Annotated in this window: 16 protein-coding genes; 3 read left to right on the top strand and 13 right to left on the bottom strand. The window is 69.3% G+C overall.

Features of this window, described 5'->3' with window-relative positions; translation table 11 throughout:
- Nucleotides 1-26: 26 nt before the first annotated feature.
- Nucleotides 27-2,216 (bottom strand): anthranilate synthase component I, encoded by a 2,190-nt coding sequence (locus tag I5731_RS07085; protein WP_197310673.1) that lies wholly within the window; start codon nucleotides 2,214-2,216, stop codon nucleotides 27-29.
- A 544-nt stretch (nucleotides 2,217-2,760) separates the two neighbouring features.
- Here I5731_RS07085 and I5731_RS07090 point away from each other — a divergent pair.
- Entirely contained in the window at nucleotides 2,761-3,186 is a 426-nt protein-coding gene (locus tag I5731_RS07090; protein ID WP_197310674.1) for a hypothetical protein, read from the top strand.
- Between the two features lie 230 nt (nucleotides 3,187-3,416).
- Here I5731_RS07090 and I5731_RS07095 read toward each other — a convergent pair whose 3' ends face one another.
- From I5731_RS07095 to I5731_RS07110, 4 genes are all read right to left on the bottom strand, one after another.
- Nucleotides 3,417-4,121: a hypothetical protein gene (locus I5731_RS07095; protein WP_197310675.1), complete on the bottom strand. Its 705-nt coding sequence runs from the start codon at nucleotides 4,119-4,121 to the stop codon at nucleotides 3,417-3,419.
- A gap of 116 nt (nucleotides 4,122-4,237) precedes the next feature.
- Complete coding sequence (locus I5731_RS07100; RefSeq protein ID WP_197310676.1) at nucleotides 4,238-4,507, bottom strand: type II toxin-antitoxin system RelE family toxin; 270 nt, start codon at nucleotides 4,505-4,507, stop codon at nucleotides 4,238-4,240.
- Entirely contained in the window at nucleotides 4,491-4,715 is a 225-nt protein-coding gene (gene relB, locus I5731_RS07105) for a type II toxin-antitoxin system RelB family antitoxin (protein ID WP_197310677.1), read from the bottom strand. Before relB ends, I5731_RS07100 begins: the two co-directional genes overlap by 17 nt.
- 85 nt (nucleotides 4,716-4,800) lie before the next feature.
- Nucleotides 4,801-5,940 carry a CaiB/BaiF CoA transferase family protein gene (locus I5731_RS07110; protein WP_197310678.1) on the bottom strand — a complete coding sequence of 380 codons (1,140 nt, stop codon included), beginning with the start codon at nucleotides 5,938-5,940 and terminating at the stop codon, nucleotides 4,801-4,803.
- Between the two features lie 229 nt (nucleotides 5,941-6,169).
- Here I5731_RS07110 and pepN point away from each other — a divergent pair, with 229 nt between their 5' ends.
- Nucleotides 6,170-8,815, top strand: coding sequence for an aminopeptidase N (gene pepN / locus I5731_RS07115; protein WP_197310679.1), 2,646 nt, complete (start codon nucleotides 6,170-6,172; stop codon nucleotides 8,813-8,815).
- 158 nt (nucleotides 8,816-8,973) lie between these two features.
- On the top strand, nucleotides 8,974-11,391 hold the full coding sequence (locus I5731_RS07120) for a PAS domain-containing protein (RefSeq protein WP_197310680.1): 2,418 nt from the start codon (nucleotides 8,974-8,976) through the stop codon (nucleotides 11,389-11,391).
- Between the two features lie 290 nt (nucleotides 11,392-11,681).
- On the opposite strand, the gene I5731_RS07125 is transcribed toward I5731_RS07120, so the two are convergent.
- The 8 genes from I5731_RS07125 to ccmI form a co-directional block, all read right to left on the bottom strand.
- A complete protein-coding gene (locus I5731_RS07125; RefSeq protein ID WP_197310681.1) occupies nucleotides 11,682-14,696 on the bottom strand; it encodes a bifunctional [glutamine synthetase] adenylyltransferase/[glutamine synthetase]-adenylyl-L-tyrosine phosphorylase in 3,015 nt (1,004 codons plus the stop codon).
- Nucleotides 14,686-16,146, bottom strand: coding sequence for an ATP-binding protein (locus I5731_RS07130; RefSeq protein WP_210336261.1), 1,461 nt, complete (start codon nucleotides 16,144-16,146; stop codon nucleotides 14,686-14,688). The genes I5731_RS07125 and I5731_RS07130 overlap by 11 nt, the downstream gene beginning before the upstream one ends.
- Nucleotides 16,133-16,813 (bottom strand): response regulator transcription factor, encoded by a 681-nt coding sequence (locus tag I5731_RS07135; protein WP_197310683.1) that lies wholly within the window; start codon nucleotides 16,811-16,813, stop codon nucleotides 16,133-16,135. Before I5731_RS07135 ends, I5731_RS07130 begins: the two co-directional genes overlap by 14 nt.
- Before the next feature lie 221 nt (nucleotides 16,814-17,034).
- The gene (locus tag I5731_RS07140) at nucleotides 17,035-18,588 is read right to left on the bottom strand and encodes a Do family serine endopeptidase (RefSeq protein WP_197310684.1); all 1,554 of its coding nucleotides are present in this window, start codon (nucleotides 18,586-18,588) and stop codon (nucleotides 17,035-17,037) included.
- A gap of 186 nt (nucleotides 18,589-18,774) precedes the next feature.
- Nucleotides 18,775-19,257: a cytochrome c-type biogenesis protein gene (locus I5731_RS07145; RefSeq protein ID WP_197310685.1), complete on the bottom strand. Its 483-nt coding sequence runs from the start codon at nucleotides 19,255-19,257 to the stop codon at nucleotides 18,775-18,777.
- Nucleotides 19,258-19,268: 11 nt separating this feature from the next.
- Nucleotides 19,269-21,266, bottom strand: coding sequence for a heme lyase CcmF/NrfE family subunit (locus I5731_RS07150; protein WP_197310686.1), 1,998 nt, complete (start codon nucleotides 21,264-21,266; stop codon nucleotides 19,269-19,271).
- A gap of 72 nt (nucleotides 21,267-21,338) precedes the next feature.
- Entirely contained in the window at nucleotides 21,339-21,800 is a 462-nt protein-coding gene (gene ccmE, locus I5731_RS07155) for a cytochrome c maturation protein CcmE (RefSeq protein WP_197310687.1), read from the bottom strand.
- 91 nt (nucleotides 21,801-21,891) lie between these two features.
- Nucleotides 21,892-22,977 carry a c-type cytochrome biogenesis protein CcmI gene (ccmI, locus tag I5731_RS07160; protein WP_197310688.1) on the bottom strand — a complete coding sequence of 362 codons (1,086 nt, stop codon included), beginning with the start codon at nucleotides 22,975-22,977 and terminating at the stop codon, nucleotides 21,892-21,894.
- Nucleotides 22,978-23,035 lie beyond the last annotated feature (58 nt).

Genomic DNA, 23,035 nt, shown 5'->3' on the forward strand with positions numbered 1-23,035 from the left:
CCCGAAATCTTGGGGGGTATGCAGGATCAGATGGCTGCCGCCGAAACCGGCTTGCGGTTGCGGCGAGCGACCACCAGCGAGCGCACCGCGTTCTCGATGATGCGGTGGCCGGCCTCGTCGCCGAGCGACATGATCGATTCCGGATGAAACTGCACCGCGGCGATCGGCTCGTCGACATGCTCGATCGCCATGATCACGCCGTCGTCGGTTTCGGCCGTGACGCGGAACGCCGCCGGCAGCTTGCCGCGCACCGCGTGGAGCGAGTGGTAGCGGCCGACGATGATCCGCTCCGGCAGGCCCTCGAACAGCCCGGCCGTCTCGACGCTGATCTGCGACGGCTTGCCGTGCACCGGAATGTCGAGCTGCGCGAGTTCGCCGCCGAAGGCCTCGGTCAGTGCCTGCAGGCCGAGGCAGACGCCGAAGATCGGCGTGCCGCGGGCGCGCACCTTGCCGATCGTCACCGCGCAGCCGAAGTCGGTGGGCGACCCGGGCCCCGGCGACAGCACGACAAGGTCGGGGGCGTAACTCGCGAGCACGTCGTCGTCGAGCGGCGTGCGCACGGTGAGCACGTCGGCGCCGGTCTGGCGGAAGTAGTTCGCCAGCGTGTGGACGAAGCTGTCCTCGTGGTCGACGAGCAGGATCTTCAGCCCCTCGCCGAGCGTTGCCGCCACCTTGTCGGGCCGCACCGCCTCGCTGCGGCCGGCCTCGCGGATTGCGGCGAGCATGGCGGAGGCTTTCAGCTCGGTCTCGCGCTCCTCCTCGATCGGGATCGAATCATAGAGCAGCGTCGCGCCGGCGCGGACCTCGGCGATGCCGTCCTTCAGGCGGACGGTGCGCAGCGTCAGGCCGGTGTTGAGGTCGCCGTTCATCAGGATTGCGCCGACCGCGCCGCCGTACCAGGCGCGCGGGCTCTTCTCGTGGCTCTCGATGAACTGCATCGCCCAGCGCTTCGGCGCGCCAGTAACGGTGACAGCCCAGGCGTGGCTGAGGAAGGCGTCGAGCGCGTCCATGCCGGGACGCAGGCGGCCCTCGATATGGTCCACCGTATGAATGAGGCGCGAATACATCTCGATCTGGCGCCGGCCGATGACGCGCACCGAGCCGGGCTCGCAGATGCGGCTCTTGTCGTTGCGGTCGACGTCGGAGCACATGGTGAGCTCCGCCTCGTCCTTCTTCGAATTCAGCAGCGTCTGGATCTGCGCCGCGTCCTCGATCGCGTTGCCGCCGCGGCGGATGGTGCCGGAGATCGGGCAGGTCTCGACCCGGCGGCCGTTGGTGACGCGGACGTACATTTCCGGCGAGGCGCCGACGAGGAACTCGTTGTCGCCGAGGTTGATCATGAAGCCGTAGGGCGACGGGTTGATCTGCTGCAGCTTGCGCGAGATCGCCGACGGCGGCGCCGAGGGCCGCTCGAAGAAGGTCTGGCCGGGGACGACTTCGAAGAGGTCGCCGCGCTTGAAGTACTCCACCGCCTTCGACACCGAGGCGGCGTATTCGCCCGGCTCGTGGTCGCCGCGGCCGGGAATGCGGTCGGCGGGCTTGTACGGCGCCGGCGGGCAGTCGCGCGGCAGGTCCTCGGTCGAGACGCCGCCGACGGTGAAGTCGTAGGCGAAGATCGTCGCCGCGGCGCGGTAGTGGTCGACGATCAGCAGTTCGTCGGGGAAATAGAGTACGAGGTCGCGCTGGTCGTCCGGGCGCTGCAGCTTGAAGTCGATCGGCTCGAACTGGAACGCGAGGTCGTAGCCGAAGGCACCCCAGAGGCCGAGGTTCTGGTCCTCCTCAACGCGGAAGTGCGCGACGATGCGGCGGATGATCGAGAACACCGAGGGCTGGCGCGAGCGCTCCTCCTCGGGAAACCGCCCCTCGGGCGCCTTCACCTCGGCGGCGATCCGCGCCGGCGCGACGTCGAGCGAGACGAGGTCGTCGCCGGCGACGGCGGCGGCGAAGGCCGGCAGCAGCACGCGGCCGCGCGCATTCAGCGCCTCGATCACGACATGGCGGCCGCGGGCGGTGAGCACGACGGGGGGATCGACGAAGGCGATGTCCCAGCGCGAATAGCGGCCCGGATATTCGTAGTTCGACGAGAACACCGCGCCGCGGCGATCATCGAGCCGGTCGATGTAGCCGAGCGTCGCGTCCTTGTAGGTCGCCGCGCGGGTGCGCCGGGTGACCTCGACGCCGGCGGCGGTCGAAAATCCGTCTTCGCTCTTCACCATGTCACTCTCCGTCCGGCCGGTCTTGTCGCCGACCCGCCTCGTTCTTGGTTCCCGCCCCGGGGCCCGGAGAGCCACCCGATTTCCTGTCGCCCGTGATCTTCGATGGGCAAAGAAAAAGGCCGCCTCCGGGGTTCGGAGCGGCCTCGTCTTCGTCTCATGCCCAACGCATGCGCCGACGGCCGCTCAAGCGGTCCGCCACCACCAGCCCTGGGAAGATGCATTGGTCGACATGGCGGCGGAGACTAGAGGAAGAGCGGGGGGATGGCAATCGGGGGCGGGAATGCGATCTGGCGAATGACATGCGGTTGGCGAAACGCTGGCGGACGGATCGAACAGGAGGCGATGGCGGAAAATCCCGACATGTTTCATCCTGAGGGACGGTTGAACTCAGGCCAAGCTATAGCGGCCTGCAGGGTGGGGGCCTTTGCGTCCGTCAATTGCTGCACCGCGCGCTCTATCTGGCGATACCCCGCGGCACGCCTATTGCAATCTCTGAAGATCAATATTTTTTCGTTCTAGAACATCATCTAGCAATGGTGCGCCAATGAGATACTATATCGCTATATTTTTAATCGCATTATTGTTTTTTCATTCGGATGATTTGATTAATATCAGATCGGAAGCATCTGATACTCGTCCGCCGAAAAGCTCCATATCCGTCACCGTATCAAACAAGGCAAGAGCTTCCCTACTGGAAAATCTTGAGATAATTGCCTCAGACATGAGCTCGACGATGAATTATTCAATTGTTTCTCCAGACGGAGAATTAGTGATAGAAATAAAAAACAGCGAATGCTCAATACTATTTTACAATTCGAGGAGTATTTTGGATTTCGATATTGCGATATATGATGCAAAAGGTAGATCGTGTGTCGATTTTGATGCTTCTTTCAATAAATTCAAAGATCGCGTGCTTCAGTTCCCAGGCATCTCGGTCGCCAGTCAGGGCAAACCAGGAGACCCGGAATAACCGTCCGGGGTGGCGGCCGAACCTGCGCCGAACGTCATTTTGCTCCCGGCTGAGTACCAGCTCCAGTTTAGCCCAGGGTTGAATGGCTGCACGGGCCTTTTGGTCGATCTGCGTGCGAAAGGCGTTGCTGTCCTGGCCCTTGTCGCCTTTGCAGGATCGTGCAGGCAGCGCCGTGCGCAGCAGTCCTGATGCCGCTGGGCAACCAGTTTCCCGACCGCCATCAAACCGCGTCAGAGATACATGAACGCCGTCTCGACGAGATCGCGCCCGCCCGCATCGAGACGGTCGAGATCGGCCAGCATGCGCTCCTGCACGGCCGTGCCGCCGATCCAGTCGGCGACGGCGGCCGCGAATGCCGGATCGACGTCGTTCCAGTCGCCACGGGCGATGTGCATCGGCACCTGCTGGGTGATGGCCGTCGCCATCTGCAGCGTTGCGTTGAGATAGGGTGTCCTCAGCCACTCGGCGAGAAGCGGCGCCGCGGGGAGCCCCAGCACGCCGCAGCCATGCAGCCAGTCGATCACCGCAATCGACTTCGCCGGATTGGTGATGGCGGCCGCATGCGTCGCTCGCTGGTAGAAGGTGATGACGGTGGACCGCTTCGGGTCGGCCCAGTCCGCCGCGGGCACCATCGTCAGCTTGGTCGCGACCAGCAGCGGATCGCCAAGGCCGGGTTCACGCACGGCGACTTCCAGCGCGCGCGGCAGAAAATGCAGGAAATCGCGCGCGTCGCCGATCGTCCACAGCGCGCCGTCGACATAGTACTCGATGACGCTCGCGGGGACGTCCCGCAGGGGCGAAGCCGTCAGCTGCGCGATGCGCTCTGCATCTTTCAGCGGCGATGCGTCGACCTGGCCGTTCGGCCGCCGGTCCGCGAAGACACGATAGAGGTCCTCGAGGGCGGCGAGCAGATCCTCGTTGATGCGAACGGACATGAGGTCTCGGCGATCGGTTGAGCGGGCCGCCCACGAGACGACGATGCCGGCCGGCGGTCAAGTGGCGAGGCGCTCGCGGCGCTACCTCGGATTGGTCGAGATCCCGTCGCCCGGTCTCAGCGATAGACCTCGCGCCGGTTGCCGATGCGCACGATCAGGATGCGCACCTGCCGGTCTTCGATATGCGCGATGACGCGGATGTCGCCGACCCGGTACTTCCAGAAGCCGCCGAGTTGTGCGCCCTTCAAGGCCTCGCCGATCTGGCGCGGGTCGTCGAGGCGCGCGAGGCGGTCGTGCAGGAAACGCAAGACGCGGCGCGCGTCGTCGCTACCGAGCCTCGACAGTTCGCGCTCGGCCTGGCGCTCGAACTCAATCCGGAAGGCCATGGCGCGCGAGCAGGTCGGCGAGGCTCACCGTGTCGCTGTCGCCGCGGCGCAGATCCTCGAGGCGCTTTTCGGCGAGGTAGATGTCCTCGAGGTCATCGAGGTGCTCGAGGATCGCCTCGCGGGCGTAGAAGCTCTTGCTGCGGCCGGTGCGCCGGGCGAGCTCGTCGAGCCGGGCTTCGATATCGGGCGGCAAGCGCAGGGCCAGCATCGCGGCGGTCTCCGTGGGTGCCATACACGTATAGCACAGGGAGGTCCGCGGCGACACGCCTCCGATGCGTCCGCGAACGCGCCCCCTACTCCCCCTCCCCCAGTCGCGGCGCGCCCTTCGTGTACTCCAGCGGGGTCTTCGAAAAGCGGATCGGGGTGCGGACCTGCGGGACCGTGCCGCCGGCGACGCCGGTGACGGGGAGGTCGAGGCGGAGTTCGCGGTGGAGGATCTGCGGGTCGGCGAAGACCTGGTCGACGGTGTTGATCGGCCCGGCGGGGATGCCGGCGGCTTCCAGCCGGGCGAGGATGTCGTCGCGCGGCAACTGGCTGAGCAGCGGTTCCAGCAGCGGGATCAGGCGGGCGCGGTTCTGCACGCGGGCGCCGTTGGTGCGGAAGGCCGGATCGTCGCGCAGACCTGGCACGCCGAGCATGTCGCAGAGCCGGGCGAACTGGCCGTCGTTGCCGCAGGCGAGAATCATGTGGCCGTCGGCGACGGCAAACACCTGGTAGGGCACGATGTTCGGATGGGCGTTGCCGAGGCGGCGCGGCGCCTTGCCGGAGACGAGATAGTTCTGCGCCTGGTTGGCGAGCACGCCGACGAGCGTATCGTAGAGCGCCATGTCGATGTGCTGGCCCTCGCCGGTCTTCTCGCGGTGGAGCAGCGCCGCCTGGATCGCGACGGTCGAATAGAGCCCGGTGTAGAGGTCGGCGACCGCGACGCCGACCTTCTGCGGCTCGCCGTCGGGCGCGCCGGTGAGGTCCATGTAGCCGCTCATGCCCTGGATGATGAAGTCGTAGCCGGCGCGCGACGCATAGGGCCCGTCCTGGCCGAAGCCGGTGATCGAGCAGTAGACGAGCCGCGGGTTGAGCGCGGCGAGGCTGTCGTAGTCGAGGCCGTGGCGCTTCAGGCCGCCGACCTTGAAGTTCTCGATCAGCACGTCTGACTCGGCCGCGAGCCGGCGCACCAGCGCGCGGCCCTCCTCGGAGCGGAAGTCGGCGATGACGGAGCGTTTGCCGCGGTTGGCGGCGTGGAAGTAGGCCGCGTCGCCGGGGGTGCCGTCGTCGTTGGTGACGAAGGGCGGGCCCCAGGTGCGGGTGTCGTCGCCTTCCGGCGCCTCGACCTTCACCACCTCCGCGCCGAGGTCGGCGAGGATCTGGCCGCACCACGGGCCGGCGAGGATGCGGGCGAGTTCGAGGACGCGAACACCTTGCAAGGGACCGGGCATCGGAACTCCATCGGACGGAAACATTCGTAGGCGAATAAACCCGGCGCAGGTGGGCTGCAAGGTGGCGTGGCGCCGGCTGCCGCTCGGCAAAACCCGAACGCCCCATCAACCAAGCCGGCACCGGACGCCGCCACCGTGTTGCCTGCATCGGTGGCGACGGTTAGACCATGCCTTTCCGGCCGTTCCAACGCCTGACGGCGCCGCGGCCGATCACAGTCCGGAACAATCTATGCGCACCGACATCGCCACGCCCGTCCGCCTCGCCGATTATACCCCAAGTGCCTACGCCATCGACGGGGTGCGGCTCGACTTCGCGCTCGACATCGCGGCGAGCGTGGTGACGGCGGAGATCGGCTTTGCCCGGCGCGAGGGCACGGCGGCGGGGGCGCCGCTGGTGCTCGACGGCGACGAACTCACCCTCGCAAGCCTGCTGGTCGACGGCGTCGAGGTGCCGGCGGACGGCTACACCGCAGCACCGGACGGGCTGACGCTGCATACGCCGCCGGCCGAGCCGTTCACGCTGACGATCGTCACCAGGCTCAATCCGTCGGCGAACACCAAGCTGATGGGCCTCTACCGCACGGGCGGCAACTGGTGCACCCAGTGCGAGGCGGAAGGCTTCCGCCGCATCACCTATTTCCTCGACCGGCCGGACGTGCTCGCCGTCTACACCGTGCGCATCGAGGCGCCGCTGGCCGAAGCCCCGGTGCTGCTCGCCAACGGCAATCCGGTGGAGAGCGGCCCGGTGCCCGGCACCGACCGGCACTTCGCCGTCTGGCACGACCCGCACCCGAAGCCTTCGTACCTGTTCGCCCTCGTCGCGGGGGATCTCGGCCTCGTCGAGGACAGCTTCGTCACCATGTCGGGCCGCACCGTGCAGCTCGGCATCTATGTCGAGCACGGCAACGAGCCGCGCTGCGGCTATGCGATGGACGCGCTGAAGCGCTCGATGCGCTGGGACGAAACCGCCTTCGGCCGGGAGTACGACCTCGACGTGTTCAACATCGTTGCGGTGTCGGACTTCAACATGGGCGCGATGGAGAACAAGGGTCTCAATGTCTTCAACGACAAATACGTGCTCGCCGACCAGGACGTCGCCACCGACCAGGACTACGGCGGCATCGAGGCCGTCATCGCGCACGAATACTTCCACAACTGGACCGGCAACCGCATCACCTGCCGCGACTGGTTCCAGCTCTGCCTGAAGGAAGGGCTGACCGTCTTCCGCGACCAGGAGTTCACCGCCGACATGCGCTCGCGGCCGGTGAAGCGGATTTCGGACGTGCGGCTGCTGCGCAGCCACCAGTTCCCGGAGGACGGCGGGCCGCTGGCGCATTCGGTGCGGCCGGAAGTCTACAAGGAAATCAGCAACTTCTATACGGCGACGATCTATGAGAAGGGCTCGGAGGTCATCCGGCTGCTGAAGACGCTGATCGGCGACGACGCCTTCAAGGCCGGCATGGACCTCTACTTCGACCGGCACGACGGCGACGCCGCGACGATCGAGGATTTCGTCGCGTGCTTTGCGGAAGCCTCGGGGCGCGACCTGTCGCAGTTCATGCTGTGGTACCGCCAGGCCGGCACGCCGGTGCTCGACATCCGCGACCACTACGACCCGGTCCGCAAGGAATACCGGCTGACGCTGGCGCAGACGCTCGCGCCGAGCCCCGGCCAGCCGACCAAGCTGCCGATGGTGCTGCCGGTGCGCTTCGGCCTCGTCGGCCCGAACGGCGGCGACATGGCGATCACGGCGGTGAGCGGCGCCGAGGTGAACGGCGACGTCATCGTGCTCGACCAGCCGGTGCACGAGATCGTCTTCTCCGGCATCGGCGAGCGGCCGGTGCCGTCGCTGCTGCGCGGCTTCTCCGCGCCGGTGCGGCCGGTGTTCAACCTGCCGATGTCGGACATCCTGTTCCTGATGCGGCACGACAGCGACCCGTTCAATCGCTGGCAGTCGGGCTCGACGATCGCGATGTACCTGCTCACCGCGGCAGCGCAGACGTTCGCCGCCGGCGGCACGCCGGAGATCGATCCCGCCTATGTGGCGGCGCTCGGCGAGATCGCCGGTGACGAAGGGCTCGATCCGGCGTTCCGCGCGCTGATGCTGGCGCTGCCGCAGGAGAACGACATCGCCCGCGAGATCGGCGACAACGTCGATCCGGACGCGGTGGCGCGGGCTTACCGCTTCGTGCGGCGCGAACTCGGCAGCCGGCTCGCGGCCAGCCTCGACGCCGTGCTCGGCGAGTACGGCCAGAGCGCGCCTTACGCGCCGGACGCCGCCGGCGCCGGCCGGCGGGCGCTCGCCAACGCCGCGCTCGACCTGCGCGCCGCCTCGGGCGACCCGGAAGCGATCTTCGCCGTCGTCGAGCGCTTCGAGACGGCGACCAACATGACCGACCGGATCGCGGCGCTGTCGAGCCTCGTGCAGAACGGCGCGACGGAGGCACCGCGGGCGCTCGCCGCCTTCTACGAGCGTTTCTCGAAGGTGCCGCTGGTGGTCGACAAATGGCTCGCCGTGCAGGCGGCGGCGCCCGGCACCGCGACGCTGGACGCCGTGAAGGCGCTGACGCAGCACCCGGCGTTCTCGTTCCGCAACCCGAACCGCATCCGCTCGCTGGTCGGCACCTTCGCCTCCGGCAACCCGGCGGCGTTCGGGCGGGCCGACGGCGCCGGCTTCGACTTCGTCGCCGACGTGGTGCTCAGGCTCGACGAGACCAACCCGCAGGTGGCGGCGCGGCTGCTGGTCAGCTTCCGCTCCTGGCGCTCGCTGGAGCCCGGGCGGCGCGCGAAGGCACAGGCGGCGCTGGAGCGCATCGTCGCCAAGCCCGAGCTCTCCCGCGACGTGCGCGACATCGCCGAGCGCTCGCTCGCCTGAGGCTTTCCGCGGCAGGCGAAGGTCTGCCGCGAAATAGTCCAAATTGATGGCGCTTGCCTCTGGACAAGGTGATTCTCCGCGATTCACACTGGTCTCGATTCGGGGCGTATTCCCGGTCCTCCACCTAGTCGCGCGTAGGCACCCAGAGGGGACGAGCGATGGCTCGAACAACGGACGCAGCTGCGTCCGAACGCTGGCGACTGCGCTTCTTCGGCGCATCGGAAGCCGACGAGGCGATGAGAGGACACGCGCGGTTGATCGTCCATCCCGCTTACCAGCGGCTGCTGCAGGCCGAACCGATCCTCCGGCGATCGATCCCGGTGCTCATCGCCGTGTTCCTGATCGTGGTGGGGGTCGCCCGCGCCTACAGCCTCTCCGACCGGCATGACGAGACCGACACGGCGGCTCAGGACATGCTGGCGCTGATCGCCGAGGCGCTCGACAGCACCCTGTCGGCCGCGCCCGTCCCGGCCGACGGCGCCGGCTACCGCATGACGATCCGCACCACGCTGCAGGAGGCGCTGCCGCCGACCGCGACCAGCGGCGGGCGCAAGATCCTGTTCGCCGACGCCGACGGCACCGTCGTCAGCACGGCACCGGAAGACCCGGCCCTCACCGGCCGCTCGCTCAACGAGATCCTCGGCTACGGCCAGCCGCTCACCACCTTCGGCGCCCGCGCCGGCATCCTCGAGATCGACCTGCCGTCCGGTCCGACGGTCTACGCCACGGTGCGCAACCTCGCCGGCGACCGCGGCCAGGTGGCGGTGTACCAGCCGTTCGAGCAGGTGTTCGCCAGCTGGCGGCGCGACGTCTCGGTCAACGTCAGCCTGTTCATCGGCACGAGCTGCATCCTGATCGTCGTGGTCTACGCCTATTTCGTGCAGACGAGCCGGGCGCGCGAGGCCGACCACCTCTATGCCCAGACCCAGCACCGGGTCGATACGGCGCTCCGGCGTGGCCGCTGCGGCCTGTGGGACTGGGACCTGTCGCGCGGGCGGCTGTTCTGGTCGCCGTCGATGTACGTCATCCTCGGGATGCAGCCAAATTCCGAGCTGATGGGCTTCGGCGACCTGCAGGCGATGATCCATCCCGACGACACCGACCTTTACGCCATGGCGCGCGACCTGCTGGAATCCGGCCAGAGCTCGGTCGATTTCTCGTTCCGCATCCGCCACGCCGAGGGGCGCTGGGTCTGGCTGCGGGCGCGCGCCGAGATCGTGCGCGACCGCGACGGCACCCCGCACCTGATCGGCATCGCCGTCGACGAGACCGAGCAGAAGCGCCTTGCGGAAGCCAACGAGACCGCGGATCTCCGCCTGCGCGACGCGATCGAGACGATCTCGGAAGCCTTCGTGCTGTGGGACGCCGACAACCGGCTCGTGATGTGCAATTCGAAGTACCAGAGCCTGCACGGCCTCCCCGCCGAGCTGGTCACCCCCGGCACGCCCTACGACGAGGTGATGTCGGCCGGCACGCAGCCAATCGTGCACAGCGCGCCGCGGCTGCAGCCGCTCTCGCAGGATGACGGCGCGCGCACCTTCGAGGCGCAGCTGCGCGACGGGCGCTGGCTGCAGATCAACGAGCGCCGCACCAAGGACGGCGGCTTCGTGTCGGTCGGCACCGACATCACCGAGCTGAAGCAGCAGGAGGAGCGGCTGCTCGACAGCGAGCGCCGCCTGATGGCGACCGTGGCGGACCTGCGCCAGTCGCGCCAGAAGCTGCAGACCCAGACGCAGCAGCTGGTGGAGCTCGCCGACAAGTATGCGGAAGAAAAGGCGCGCGCCGAGGCGGCCAATCGCTCGAAATCCGAGTTCCTCGCCTCGATGAGCCACGAGCTGCGCACGCCGCTCAACGCGATCATCGGCTTTTCCGAAGTGATGCGCTCGCGCATCTTCGGCGATCTCGGCTCGATCAAATACGACGAGTACTGCAACGACATCCACGAGAGCGGCACCTACCTGCTCAACGTGATCAGCGACATCCTCGACATGTCGAAGATCGAGGCGGGCCGGGTCAATCTCACGCTGGAGCCGGTCCACCTCGACGAGGTGCTGGCCGAGTCCACCCGCATCATGAAGAACCAGGCCGAGGACCGCTCGATCCAGCTCGTCACCGACTTCTCGGTGCCGGTGCCGATCCTCGCCGATCGCCGCGCCATCAAGCAGGTGGCGCTGAACCTCGTCTCCAATGCGCTGAAGTTCACGCCGCTCGGCGGCCGGGTGCGGGTGCGGACCGAACTCATCGACGACGTCGCCCGGCTCACCGTCGAGGATACCGGCATCGGCATTCCGCGCGAGGCGCTGGCCCGGCTCGGCAAGCCCTTCGTGCAGGTCGAGAACCAGATGACGCGCAAGCATCCGGGCTCCGGCCTCGGCCTTGCGATCGCCCGCTCGCTCGCCGAGTTGCACGGCGGCAGCATGACGATCCAGTCGCAGGAGGGCGTCGGCACCACCGTCGTCGTCGACCTGCCCCGCATCGCCTCCCCGACCTTCGCCGGCGACACCCTCCGCCTGCGCACCCTGCTGCCGGGGGCAACGCCGGACGATGGCACGCTGGAAGACCGGACGGTGCACTGAGGGGGAATGGTTTTTCGGGGCCCGGGCTCCCTAGTGCCGACCGTGAGGCTTTTCCTGGGTTTGCCCCCCTCCCCGCCCTCACCCTGAGGAGGCCCGGAACGGGCCGTCTCGAAGGGCGGGGGCGGCCCCGTTGTTCCCTGCCGCCACAGGGGCGACCACCGTGGCCACCTCGTCCTTCGAGACGCGCCGCTGCGCGGCGCTCCTCAGGATGAGGTGGGACAGAGGTCGGTCAGATTGGCGCCCGTGGATCAATCTGAAAGTGGTTGATCAACGCAGTGCGGCCCGGCCCGTCAAGCGCCCTGCGGCGCCTCGCCCGGCGGCTTCGGCTCCGCCTCGGGTTTGCGCGCGACCTTCCCCACCACCTTTTCGAACACCCCTCGCACGGCGGCCTGGGTCGCGGCGAGGTGCGCCTCCAGCGTCGCGATGCTCGGCATTTCGCCGGCGCGGACGACGAGGTCGAGGAAGCCGCGCGGGGCGTCGGCGACCTTGAAGTTGCCTTCGATGGCGAGGCGGATCAGCTGGGTGAGGTCGCTGTAGAGCGTCAGCGCCGGGATCAGCACGTCGGCATCCACGGCCTCCAGCACGCCGGCCTCCGCCGCGGCCCGCAACGCCGCCTCGGTCGAGGTCGACAGGATCTCCGGGTGATCGTGGCCGTGCAGGAGTTCCAGAGCCTGCGCCACGAACTCGACGTCGAACAGGCCGCCGGGGGCGAGCTTCAGGTCCCAGATGTCCTTCGCCGGCCGGTCGGTCTCGACCCGGGCGCGCATGTCGGCGATGTCGAGCAGTGTCGCGGCGCGGTCGCGCGGCCGGGTCAGCGTCTCGGCGAGCACCGCCTCGATTTCGGCGGCGAAATCCTCCGGTCCGGCGACGACGCGGGCGCGGGTCAGCGCCATGTGCTCCCAGGTCCACGCGTCCTCGCGCTGGTAGCGCGCGAAGGCGTCGATGCGGGTGGCGAGCGGGCCGGAGTTGCCGGACGGGCGCAGCCGGAAATCGACGTCGTAGAGCTTGCCCTCCGCCGTCGGCGCCGACAGCGCGGTGACGAGGCGCTGGGTCAGCCTCGCGAAATACTGGCTCGGCGCCAGCGGCTTCGGCCCGTCCGAGGCGGCGGCCTCGCGGTCGTAGTCGTAGAGCAGGATCAGGTCGAGGTCGGAGGTCGCGGTCATCTCGCGGCCACCGAGCTTGCCGAGCGCGAGCAACGCCATGCGCCCGCCCGGCACCTTGCCGTGATTGCCCTCGAAGACGGCGACGACGCGGCCGAGCACCGCGCGCAGCAGCGCATCGGCGAGGCGGGCGAAGGCGTCGCCGGCGCGGCGGGCGGAGAGCGTGCCCGACAGGATGCGCACGCCGATCAGGAACTGCTGCTCGTGCGCGAAGATGCGCGCCCGGTCGAGCGCCTCCTCGAACGAGCGGGCCTGCGCCAGCGTCTCGTCGAGGTGGCGGGCGATCTCCTCCTCGTCCGGCACCGCGCCGAAGAAGGCCGGCTCCAGCACTGCGTCCATGACGTGGGCGCGGCGGGCGACGACCTGGGCGAGCCGCGGCGCCGTGCCCATGATGGTGGCGACGAGGTCGAGCAGATTGGGGTTGGCGCTGAGCAGCGAAAACAGCTGCACGCCGGTCGGCAGGCGCGAGAGGAAGGTGTCGAAGGCGTTGAAGGCCTGGTCGGCGGCGTCGGTGCGGGCGAAGGCGTCGAGCAGGCGCGGCGTGATCTCGGTCAGGATCTCGCGCGTCTTGGTGGAGCGCGTCGCCGGATAGCGGCCGAAGTGCCAGGCGCGGATCGCCCGCGTCACCTCCTCCGGCCGGCTGAAGCCGAGGCCGCGCAGGGTCTCGATGGTGCCGGGGTCGTCCTCGTCGCCGGTGAACACCATGTTGCCGCCATCGATGGCGAGCGACGCCTCCTGGTCGAAGAGTTCGCCGTAATGCCCGGTCACCAGCGTCAGCCGTTTCGTCAGCGCCGCGCCGAAGCTCGTCCCGTCGCCGAAGCCGGACAGGCGGGCGATGCGGTCGAGGCCGGCGGGGGTTTCCGGCAGGCGGTGGGTCTGCTCGTCGTTCACCATCTGGATGCGGTGCTCGACGGTGCGCAGGAAGACGTAGGCCTCGACCAGTTCGTCGCGCACCTGCGGCTGCAGCCAGCCGAGATCGACGAGGGCGGACAGCATCGGAACCGTCTCGCGGCCGCGCAGTTCGATATTGCGGCCGCCGGCGATCAGTTGCTGGGTCTGGACGAAGAACTCGATCTCGCGGATGCCGCCGCGGCCGAGCTTGATGTTGTGGCCGGCGACGGCGATGCGGCCGTGGCCCTTGTGGGCGTGGATCTGGCGCTTGATCGAGTGGATGTCGCGGATCGAGGCGTAGTCGAGGTATTTGCGCCAGATGAACGGGCCGATCTCGCGCAGGAAGCGATCGCCCGCGACGATGTCGCCGGCGCAGGGCCGCGCCTTGATCAGCGCCGCGCGCTCCCAGTTCTGGCCGATGCTCTCATAGTAGACGAAGGCGGCGGCGACCGAGATCGCCATGGCGGTGGCGCCGGGGTCGGGCCGCAGGCGCAGGTCGGTGCGGAAGGAATAGCCGTCGGCGGTGCGGTCCTGCAGGATGCGCACCATGCGGCGGACGAGGCGGACGAAGAAGGTCGCCGGTTCGACGCCCGGCGCCACCGGGGCGACCTCGGCGTCGTAGAAGACGATCAGGTCGACGTCGCTCGAATAGTTGAGCTCGAACGCGCCGTGCTTGCCCATGGCGAGCACAATCAGGCCGCTGCCGGCCTCGGGGTCGGCGGGATCGGGCGGCAGGAACTTGCCCTGGGCGGCGGCCTCGCGCAGCAGGAAGCGGATCGCGGCGGAGACCGAGGCGTCGGCGAGGCGGGTCAGCGCGCCGGTCACTTCGAACAGGCTCCAGACGCCGCCGAGGTCGGCGAGCGCGATCAGCAGCGCCGCCTCCTGCTTCACCTGGCGCAGCAGGCGCATCGCCTCGGCCTCGGTCGGCGGCACCTCGTCGCCGAGCCGGCCGACGAGCGCCGCCATGCGCGCCTCCGGCGCCTCGGTCAGGCAGGCGAGCACCCGCTCGGGCCGGCCGCGCATCAGGTCGCGCAGGAACGGCGCGTTGGCCATGGTGGAGACGAGCAAGTCGCGCGCCGCCGGCACGGCGACGAGCAGGTCGGCGAGCGCAGCAGCCTCCGGCGCGGCGACGGCGAGCACGTCGGCGAGGTCGGATTCGGCGGCGGCGCGGTCGGGGCCGAACGGCGGGACGTCCCGGATCCGGGCCGCGAGCGCGGCGGCGCCGCGCGGCGTCGCCTCTGCGTCAGCTGACATGCTGGTCCTCACCCTGTTTCTTCTCGTCCGGCCGGTGCTCGTCGGCCGCCGGCAGCTGAATCACCGCGGCGAGGCCGGGGCCGGCATCGGCGAGGCGGAAGCTGCCGCCGGAATAGCGCGCGACCGCCGCGACGAGGCTGAGGCCGAGCCCGGAGCCCTGTCGGCTGCGGCTGGCGTCGAGCCGGACGAAGCGCTGCGTCGCGCGCTCGCGGTCCTGTTCGGGCACGCCCGGCCCCTCGTCGACCACGGAGAGATGCACCAGGGCGCCGGTGCGGCGGCCGACGATGCGGATGCGCGGCGGCGGTGCGTCCGCCCGGACGGTCTCCGTCTCGGGGTCCGGCAGCGCGTATTTTATCGCGTTGTCGATCAGGTTGGCGAGCGCCTGCGACAGCAGCGCCCGGTTGGCGTGCACCGGCAGCGGCCCTTCGACGTCGAGTTCGAGCCGGCCGCCGGCGTCCTCGACCACCGGCTCGTAGAGTTCGCCGACGTCGGCGAGCACCACGGCGGCGTCGAGGTCGCTCGCGACCTCACCGGCGGACCCGGCCTCGACGCGGGCGATGCGCAGCAGCGCGTCGAAGGTGCGGATCAGCGCATCGGCTTCCTCGACCGAGGTCTCGATCGCGGCGCGGTAGTCGGCGTCGCTGCGGGCGGTGCGCAGCACGGTCTCGAGGCGGGTGCGCAGGCGGGTGAGCGGCGTCTTCAGGTCGTGCGCGACGTTGTCGGAGACCTCTTTCAGGCCGACCATCAACTGCTCGATCCGGTCGAGCATGCCGTTGAGGCTGCCGGCGAGGTTGTCGAACTCGTCGCCGGAGCCGACGACGTCGAGCCGCCGCGAAAGATCGCCGGAGACGATCCGGCGCGAGGTCTCGGCGACACCCTCGACCCGCTTCAGCACGCGCCGGCCGACGAAGATCCAGCTCGCGAGCCCGGTGAGCGCGATGACGATGATGGCGAGGCGCACCGAATCGCGGATGACGAGACCGAATTCCTCGCGCTCCGACACGTCGCGCCCGACCAGCAGGCGGAAGCCGCCGGGCAGCTGGAACACCTGCACCATCGCGGTGTAGTCGCGCGCGCCATCGCCCTCGAGCCGGCGGTAGATCACCGGCTGCGGGGTGCCGTCGGAATTGGCGAACACGGTCATCGGCAGGTCGGCGACGTTGCCGACGACGGTGCGGCCGGAGAAGTCGGTGACCATGTAGAGGCTGGCGCTTGGCCAGCGCGAACGCTGCAGCACGGTCTCGACCAGCCGGCGGATGCCGCCACGGCGATAATCCTCGGTCAGCGAGGCGATCTCGGCCGAGATCGAGCTCTCCTGCGTGCGCGAGAGCAAGGCCGTCGTGTTGTAGGAGATGTAGCCGAGCAGGAACGCCGTCAGGCCGCCGAAGACGACGAGGTACAGCAGCGACAGCTTGAGCGCGGTCGTGCGGAAGAGCCTACGGAGCGCCATCACGGATCATGTATCCCGCGCCGCGGATCGTGTGCAGCATGGGCTGGTCGAAGCCCTTGTCGATCTTGGCGCGCAGCCGCGAGATATGCACGTCGATGACGTTGGTCTGCGGGTCGAAATGATAGTCCCAGACGTTCTCGAGCAGCATGGTGCGCGTCACCACCTGGCCGGCGTGGCGCATCAGATATTCGAGCAGGCGGAACTCGCGCGGCTGCAGCGGAATGTCGACGCTGCCGCGCTGGCAGGCGTGGGCGAGTCGGTCGAGCACCAGTTCACCGCAGCGATACTGCGTCTCGACCTCGACGGGGCGATTGCGGCGGGCGAGCACCTCGACGCGGGCGAGCAGCTCGGAAAAGGCATAGGGCTTGGTGAGATAGTCGTCGCCGCCGGCGCGCAGGCCCGCGACGCGGTCGTCGACCTGGCCGAGGGCGGAGAGGATCAGCACCGGCGTGGAATCACCGCGGCGGCGCATGTCGTCGACGATGGAGAGGCCGTCGCGCTTCGGCAACATCCGGTCGACGACCACGACCTCGAACCCACCGGCGGCCGCCTGCGCCTGTCCGTCGTCACCGTCCGCCGCATGCACCACGGCATGGCCCGCGTCTTCGAGCGCCTTGACGAGATAACCCGCCGCTTCCCGGTCGTCCTCGATCACCAGAATCCGCATTGCCCGCCCGTATCGCCCTTTCGAGCCCCCCACCGGCCGGACTTCCCGGGCCGAGGCTCATCTCTAGAGCAAATCGCCGAGCGGCGAAAATGACATTGAGGACAGGAACCGCCGCAGGGGCCGAAACGACGAACCGCAGGCCACCGGTAGATGGCCTGCGGCTCTGGTCGTCGGCCCGCCGCGCCGGAGGGACGGCGATGGCGGGCGCTGCGTTTGCCGCGTCAGACGCGCCCCAGGGAAAGCGCGACGAAGCGGACCTGATCGCCGGATCGCACGCGCATGAGCACGGCCTTGCGCCCGCTCTCGCTCGCCGTCCGGATGGACTGTTCGATGTCGGCCGGGCGGCTGACCGCCTTGCCGCCGACTTCGAGGATGATGTCGCCTTCGGCGAGGCCGCGTTCGGCGGCCGGGCCATCGGGCGTGACGCTGACGATCACCACGCCTTCCGCTTCCGGCTCGCGCGAGGAGGCCGGGGCGACGGTGAGGCCGAAGCTGTCGAGCCGGGTCGGCTCATCCGGAATCGGCGCCGGCGGGGTCAGCGCCGCCTGCTGCTGGTCCGCCGGCAGCGTGCCGAGTTCGACTTCCAGCGTCTGCGCCTCGCCGTTGCGCCAGATGCCGAGCGTGACCGTCGAGCCCGGGGCATAGCTCGCGATACGGCGGGCCAGTGCCCGCGGGCTATCGATGTCGGTGTCGTCGACCTTCAGCACGACGTCACCCGAGCGGATGCCGGCGGCGATGCCGGGCCCGTCGGGCTGCGGCTCGGTGACCAGCGCGCCCGACGCCGTGTCGAGGCCGATCGAATCGGCGATGTCCTGGGTCACCGGCTGGATCTGCACCCCGAGCCAGCCGCGGGTGACGACGCCGTTCTCCTTCAGCGACTCGATCACGGTCGTGACCACCGCCGCCGGGATGGCGAAGCCGATGCCGACCGAGCCGCCGGACGGCGAGAAGATCGCCGTGTTGACGCCGATCACCTCGCCCTGGAGGTTGAACGCCGGTCCGCCGGAGTTGCCACGGTTGATCGAGGCGTCGATCTGCAGGAAGTCGTCGTAGGGGCCGGCGCCGATGTCGCGGCCGCGGGCCGAGACGATGCCGACCGTGACCGAGCCGCCGAGGCCGAAGGGATTGCCGACGGCGACGACCCATTCGCCGACCTTCGGGTCCGCGTCAGCCAGGGTGACGTAGTTGAAGTCGTCGCGGCCGGTCACCTTCAGCAGGGCAAGATCGGTTTTCGGGTCGGTGCCGACCACGGTCGCCTCGAGCTCGGACTGGTCGTTGAGCACGACCGTGACCTCGCTCGAATTCTCGACGACGTGATTGTTGGTGACCACGAAGCCGTCGGCGCTGACGAAGAAGCCGGAGCCCTGCGACTGGGCGAAGGGACGCGGCGAAGACGGCTCGTCGCCGCCGCGGCCACCGGGCATCCCGGGAATGTTCGGCAGGCCGGGAATGCCCTCCTCGCCGAAGCGGCGGAAGAATTCCTGCAGCGGGTGATCGTCGGGGATCTGCGGGATCAGATTGCGCGAGGTCTGCCGGCTCGGCGCTTCGCCGCGCACGCGGATCGAAACGACGGCGGGCTGCACCCGCTCGACCAGGCTGGTGAAGTCGACCAGCGCGGTCGCCGGGGCTCCCTCGCTGACATTTTCAGCCGCGACTGGCGCGACGACGGCGAACGTCGCGACACTGGCGGCGAGTGCGGCCGTCAGGGCGGCCGACACGATGTGCCGCCTGCCCGACGTCCGGTTGATCTTCGGGCCGATCGATGAACCGATCATGGCGTCTGTCGCTCCTCCTGATGACGGGACCGTTCGGCAGATAGGGCCTGACGGGTCCGGAACCAAGACCACGGGCGTCCGCAATGGACGGGCCGGGCCCGGTTCGAGCCATCCATTGGTGCGACAGCGCGGAGAAGATGCCTAGTGAAATCCCTGTAAGCCGCGGGAATCACGGCCAAGACGGGGTCAGGCGTCGGGACGGCCGAGCACCTGCTTCAGGCGCTCTTCCTCCTCGGACGAGAGGCCGATTTCGGCGGAGGGCGCCGCGCGTCGGCGGCGCAGCGCCATCAGCAGCGCGCCGGCGCCGATCAGAAGCACCACCGGCCCCGCCACCCACAACCCGGCCGTGCTCCAGTCGAACGGGGGCTTCAGGAGCACGAAGCGGCCGTAGCGCTCGGAGATGAAGCCGAGCACGGCGGCATCGTCGTCGCCGGCCATGATCCGCTCGCGCACCAGCAGGCGCAAGTCGCGGGCGAGTTCGGCATCGGAATCGTCGATCGACTGGTTCTGGCAGACGACGCAGCGCAGCTCCGCCGAGATCGTGCGCGCGCGCGCCTCGAGCGCCGGGTCGGGCAGGCGCTCGTCGGGCTGCAGGGCCGCGGCGGGCACTGTCATGAGCGCGAGGGCCACCACGGCGCGGCGGCAGGTGGCGGCGAAGCGGGCGAACATCGGCGTCCTCCTCATTCGCCCGCGGCCAGCGTGCGGCCGGGCCGCGGCGCGGCGCGGGCGGGCTTCGGCGCACCGACGCGCAGGCGGCGGTCGGACAGCGACAGCGCGCCGCCGAGCATCATGGCGACGGTGCCGAGCCAGATCAGCGTCACCAGCGGCTTGTCCCACATCCGCACGGTGATGCCGTCATTTTCGGCGGTGGTATCGCCGAGCGTGACGTAGAGCTGCGAGAAGCCGTGGGTGACGATGGCGGCCTCGGTGGTCGGCATTTGGCGCACCTCGTAGATGCGCTTCGAGGGATCGAGCCGGGCGACCACCTCGCCGTCCTTGCGCGCCGTCATGTGGGCGACGAGCTCGCGGTAGGTGCCGGCCGCCCGGTTCTCGAAGCCGTCGAAGCTGACCTCGTAGGCGCCGATGGTGGCGGTGTCGCCGCGGCGCATCACGGTGATCGTCTCGGCCTCGAAGGTGGAGACCGCGACGATGCCGAGCAGGGTGATGCCGAGGCCGGCATGCGCCGCCGCGGTGCCGTAGGCCGAGCGTGGCAGGCCGGCGAGCCGGCGCCAGCCGGCGGCGAAGCCGACGTCGCCGAAGCGCGCGCGGAACAGCAGCTCCGCCGCCGCGCCGACCATCAGCCAGGTGGCGAGGCCGATGCCGAGCGCCGCGAGCACCGGGCCGCCCGAGGTGGCCCAGATCACGGCGAGCGTGACGAGGATCGCGATGCCGAAGGCGGCGTAGAGACGCTGCGCGACCGCATAGATGTCGCCGCGTTTCCACGCGAGGAACGGCCCGAACGGCACCGCGAGCAGCAGCGGGATCATCAGCGGGCCGAAGGTGAGGTTGAAGAACGGCTCGCCGACCGAAATCTTGTCGCCGGTCACGGCTTCGAGCGCCATCGGATAGAGCGTGCCGACCAGCACCGACGCCGTCGCCGCGGTCAGCAGCAGGTTGTTGAGAACCAACGCCCCCTCGCGGCTGACCGGCGCGAACAGGCCGCCGGCCTGCAGCGACGAGGCGCGCAGCGCGAACAGCGCCAGGCTGCCGCCGATGAAGATCAGCAGGATGGTCAGGATGAAGACGCCGCGGGCGGGGTCGGTGGCGAACGAATGCACCGAGGTCAGGATGCCCGAGCGGACGAGGAAGGTGCCGAGCAGCGACAGCGAGAAGGTGAGGATCGCGAGCAGCACGGTCCAGATCTTCAGCGCGTTGCGCTTCTCCATCACCAGCGCCGAATGCAGCAGCGCGGTGCCGATCAGCCACGGCATGAACGAGGCGTTCTCGACCGGATCCCAGAACCACCAGCCGCCCCAGCCGAGCTCGTAATAGGCCCAGTAGGAGCCCATCGAGATGCCGGCGGTGAGAAACACCCAGGCGGCCAGCGTCCACGGCCGCACCCAGCGCGCCCAGGCGGCGTCGATGCGGCCCTCGATCAGCGCCGCGACGGCAAAGGCGAACGAGATCGAGAAGCCGACGTAGCCGAGGTAGAGCAGCGGCGGATGGATGGCGAGGCCGATGTCCTGCAGCAGCGGATTGAGATCCTGCCCCTCCATCGGCGCCGGCGAGAGGCGCAGGAACGGGTTCGAGGTGAGCAGGATGAACAGCAGGAAGGCGACGGTGATCCAGGCCTGCACGCCGAGCACGTTGGCCTTCAGCGTCGTCGGCAGGTTGCCGCCGAACCAGGCGACCGCCGCGCCGAACAGCGCGAGAATCAGCACCCAGAGCAGCATCGAGCCCTCGTGGTTGCCCCAGACGCCGGTGATCTTGTAGAGCATCGGCTTGGCCGAATGCGAGTTCTCGTAGACGTTGACGACGGAGAAGTCGGACACGACGTAGGCGTGGGTCAGCGCCGCGAAGCTGAGCGCGATCAGCAGCAGCTGCGTCACCGCCACCGGCGGCGCGATCGCCATCAGCGCCGCATCGTTGCGCCGGGCGCCGATCACCGGCACCACCGACTGCACCAGGGCCAGGATCAGGGCCAGAACCAGGGCGAAATGCCCGACCTCGGAAATCATCCGTCGCTCCCTCGATCCGGATCGATGGCCGGTCCCATGCGGCCGGCCACTATAGGCCGGCCTCGCCGCTCGTCAGTTGCTCTTCATCGCGCCGGCGCCGTCGCCTTCCCAGACACCTTGGGCTTTGAGCGAGTCGACGACTTCCTTCGGCATGTAGTTCTCGTCGTGCTTGGCGAGCACGTTGTCGGCGGTAAAGACGCCATCGGGGCCGAGCCGGCCCTCCGCGACGACGCCCTGCCCTTCGCGGAAGAGATCCGGCAGTAGGCCGACGTAGGTGACCGGCACGTCGTTGACCGTATCGGTGACGGCAAAGCGTACCGTCGCACCCTCGCCGCGCAGCACGGACCCGTCCTTGACGAGCCCGCCGATCCGCAACCGCTGGTCGCCCTGTCCGGCGAGGCCCTCGGCGATCTCGGTCGGCGTCTTGAACAACGTGATCCGGCTGCTCGCGGCATTGAGGACAAGGCCGGCCGACACCGCGAGCACGGTGCCCGCGGCGGCGATCAGCGTCAGTCGTCTCTGCTTCCTGGTCATGGCCTTCGGTCGTCTCCCCGCGCCGACGATGTCGCGGCGCGCATCTTATGCCCGGGCACGGCCGGCCCGATTGATAATCGTGTGATCGCGCTCAGTTGAGCGCGTTCGGCAGCGGGCCGTTCGCCGCATCGTCGATCAGGGCGATGGCCTCGACGTCGCCGGCGAGCGCCGCCCGGCCGCGCGCCGCCGCCGCCGTGGCCGCCGGCTCGTCGCCGAGCACGCGGTAGGAGCGCACCAGCCGGGCCCAGCCCTGCGGGTCGAGCGGCTCGGCCGCGAGCCGCTCGGCGAGCGAGGCGACCATCTGCCGGATCATGCCGTCATTCACGGCCGGGGCGCCGCCTTCGGCCGGCGCCTCCATCGCCGGCGCGCCGGCTTCGACCGCCTCGGCACGGCTCGCGCGCACCGCCGCCAGCCACGGCGCGTCGGGCGGCGCATTCGCAAGCATCGCGTCGAATGCCTGAACCGCCTCGTCGAACCGGCCTTCCGCGGCGAGGCCGCGCGCGGCGTAGAAGCGGGCCTTCATGTTGTCGCCGTCTGCGGCGACGGCGGCGTTGAACGCCTCGATCGCGGCAGGCGGGAAGCGGCCGTCGGCGGCGATCACGATCGCCTCGCCGAGGTCGGCGAGCGTCGCCGAGTCCGTGCCGCCGCGGCGGACGATCTCGCCATAGGCGCGCGCGGCGTCCTGCGGCCGGCCGATGCGCAGATAGACCGGCGCGACGACGCGCCAGCCCTCGACGTCGTCGGGGTTCTGCGCGAGATGGCGCTCGATGCAGATCACGAGGTCGGTGAGCGGCGTTTCCGGGCCGCAGCTGCGCGATGCCACCGGCTGGTCCGGCAGGTCGGGAGCGCCGACGTAGGTATAGGCGCCGAGGCTCGCGGCCGGCACGAAGGCGATGACGGCGATTGTGACGATTTTCGCGAACGACGCACGGGTCGGGCCACTCGCCTTCGCCTCGTCGGCCTTCAGCAACCGGCGGGCGATCTCGGCGCGGGCCGCGGCGGCCTCCTCCCGGGCGACGAGGCCGCGGTCGAGGTCGCGCTCGATCTCGCCGAGCTGGTCGCGGTAGACCTCGACGTCGTCGCCGCCGACGGTGCCGCGTCCGGCGCGGGCGAGCGGTACCAGCACCGACAGCGTCGCCAGTCCCGTCAGAATGGCCAGAACGATCCAGAGCATCATGCGGTCGGCGTCCTCGTCCCTCGAACCTGCCCGGTGCCCGGCGGTGCGCCGCATCAAA

The organism is Methylobrevis albus (assembly GCF_015904235.1).
GTDB classification, from domain to species: domain Bacteria; phylum Pseudomonadota; class Alphaproteobacteria; order Rhizobiales; family Pleomorphomonadaceae; genus Methylobrevis_A; species Methylobrevis_A albus.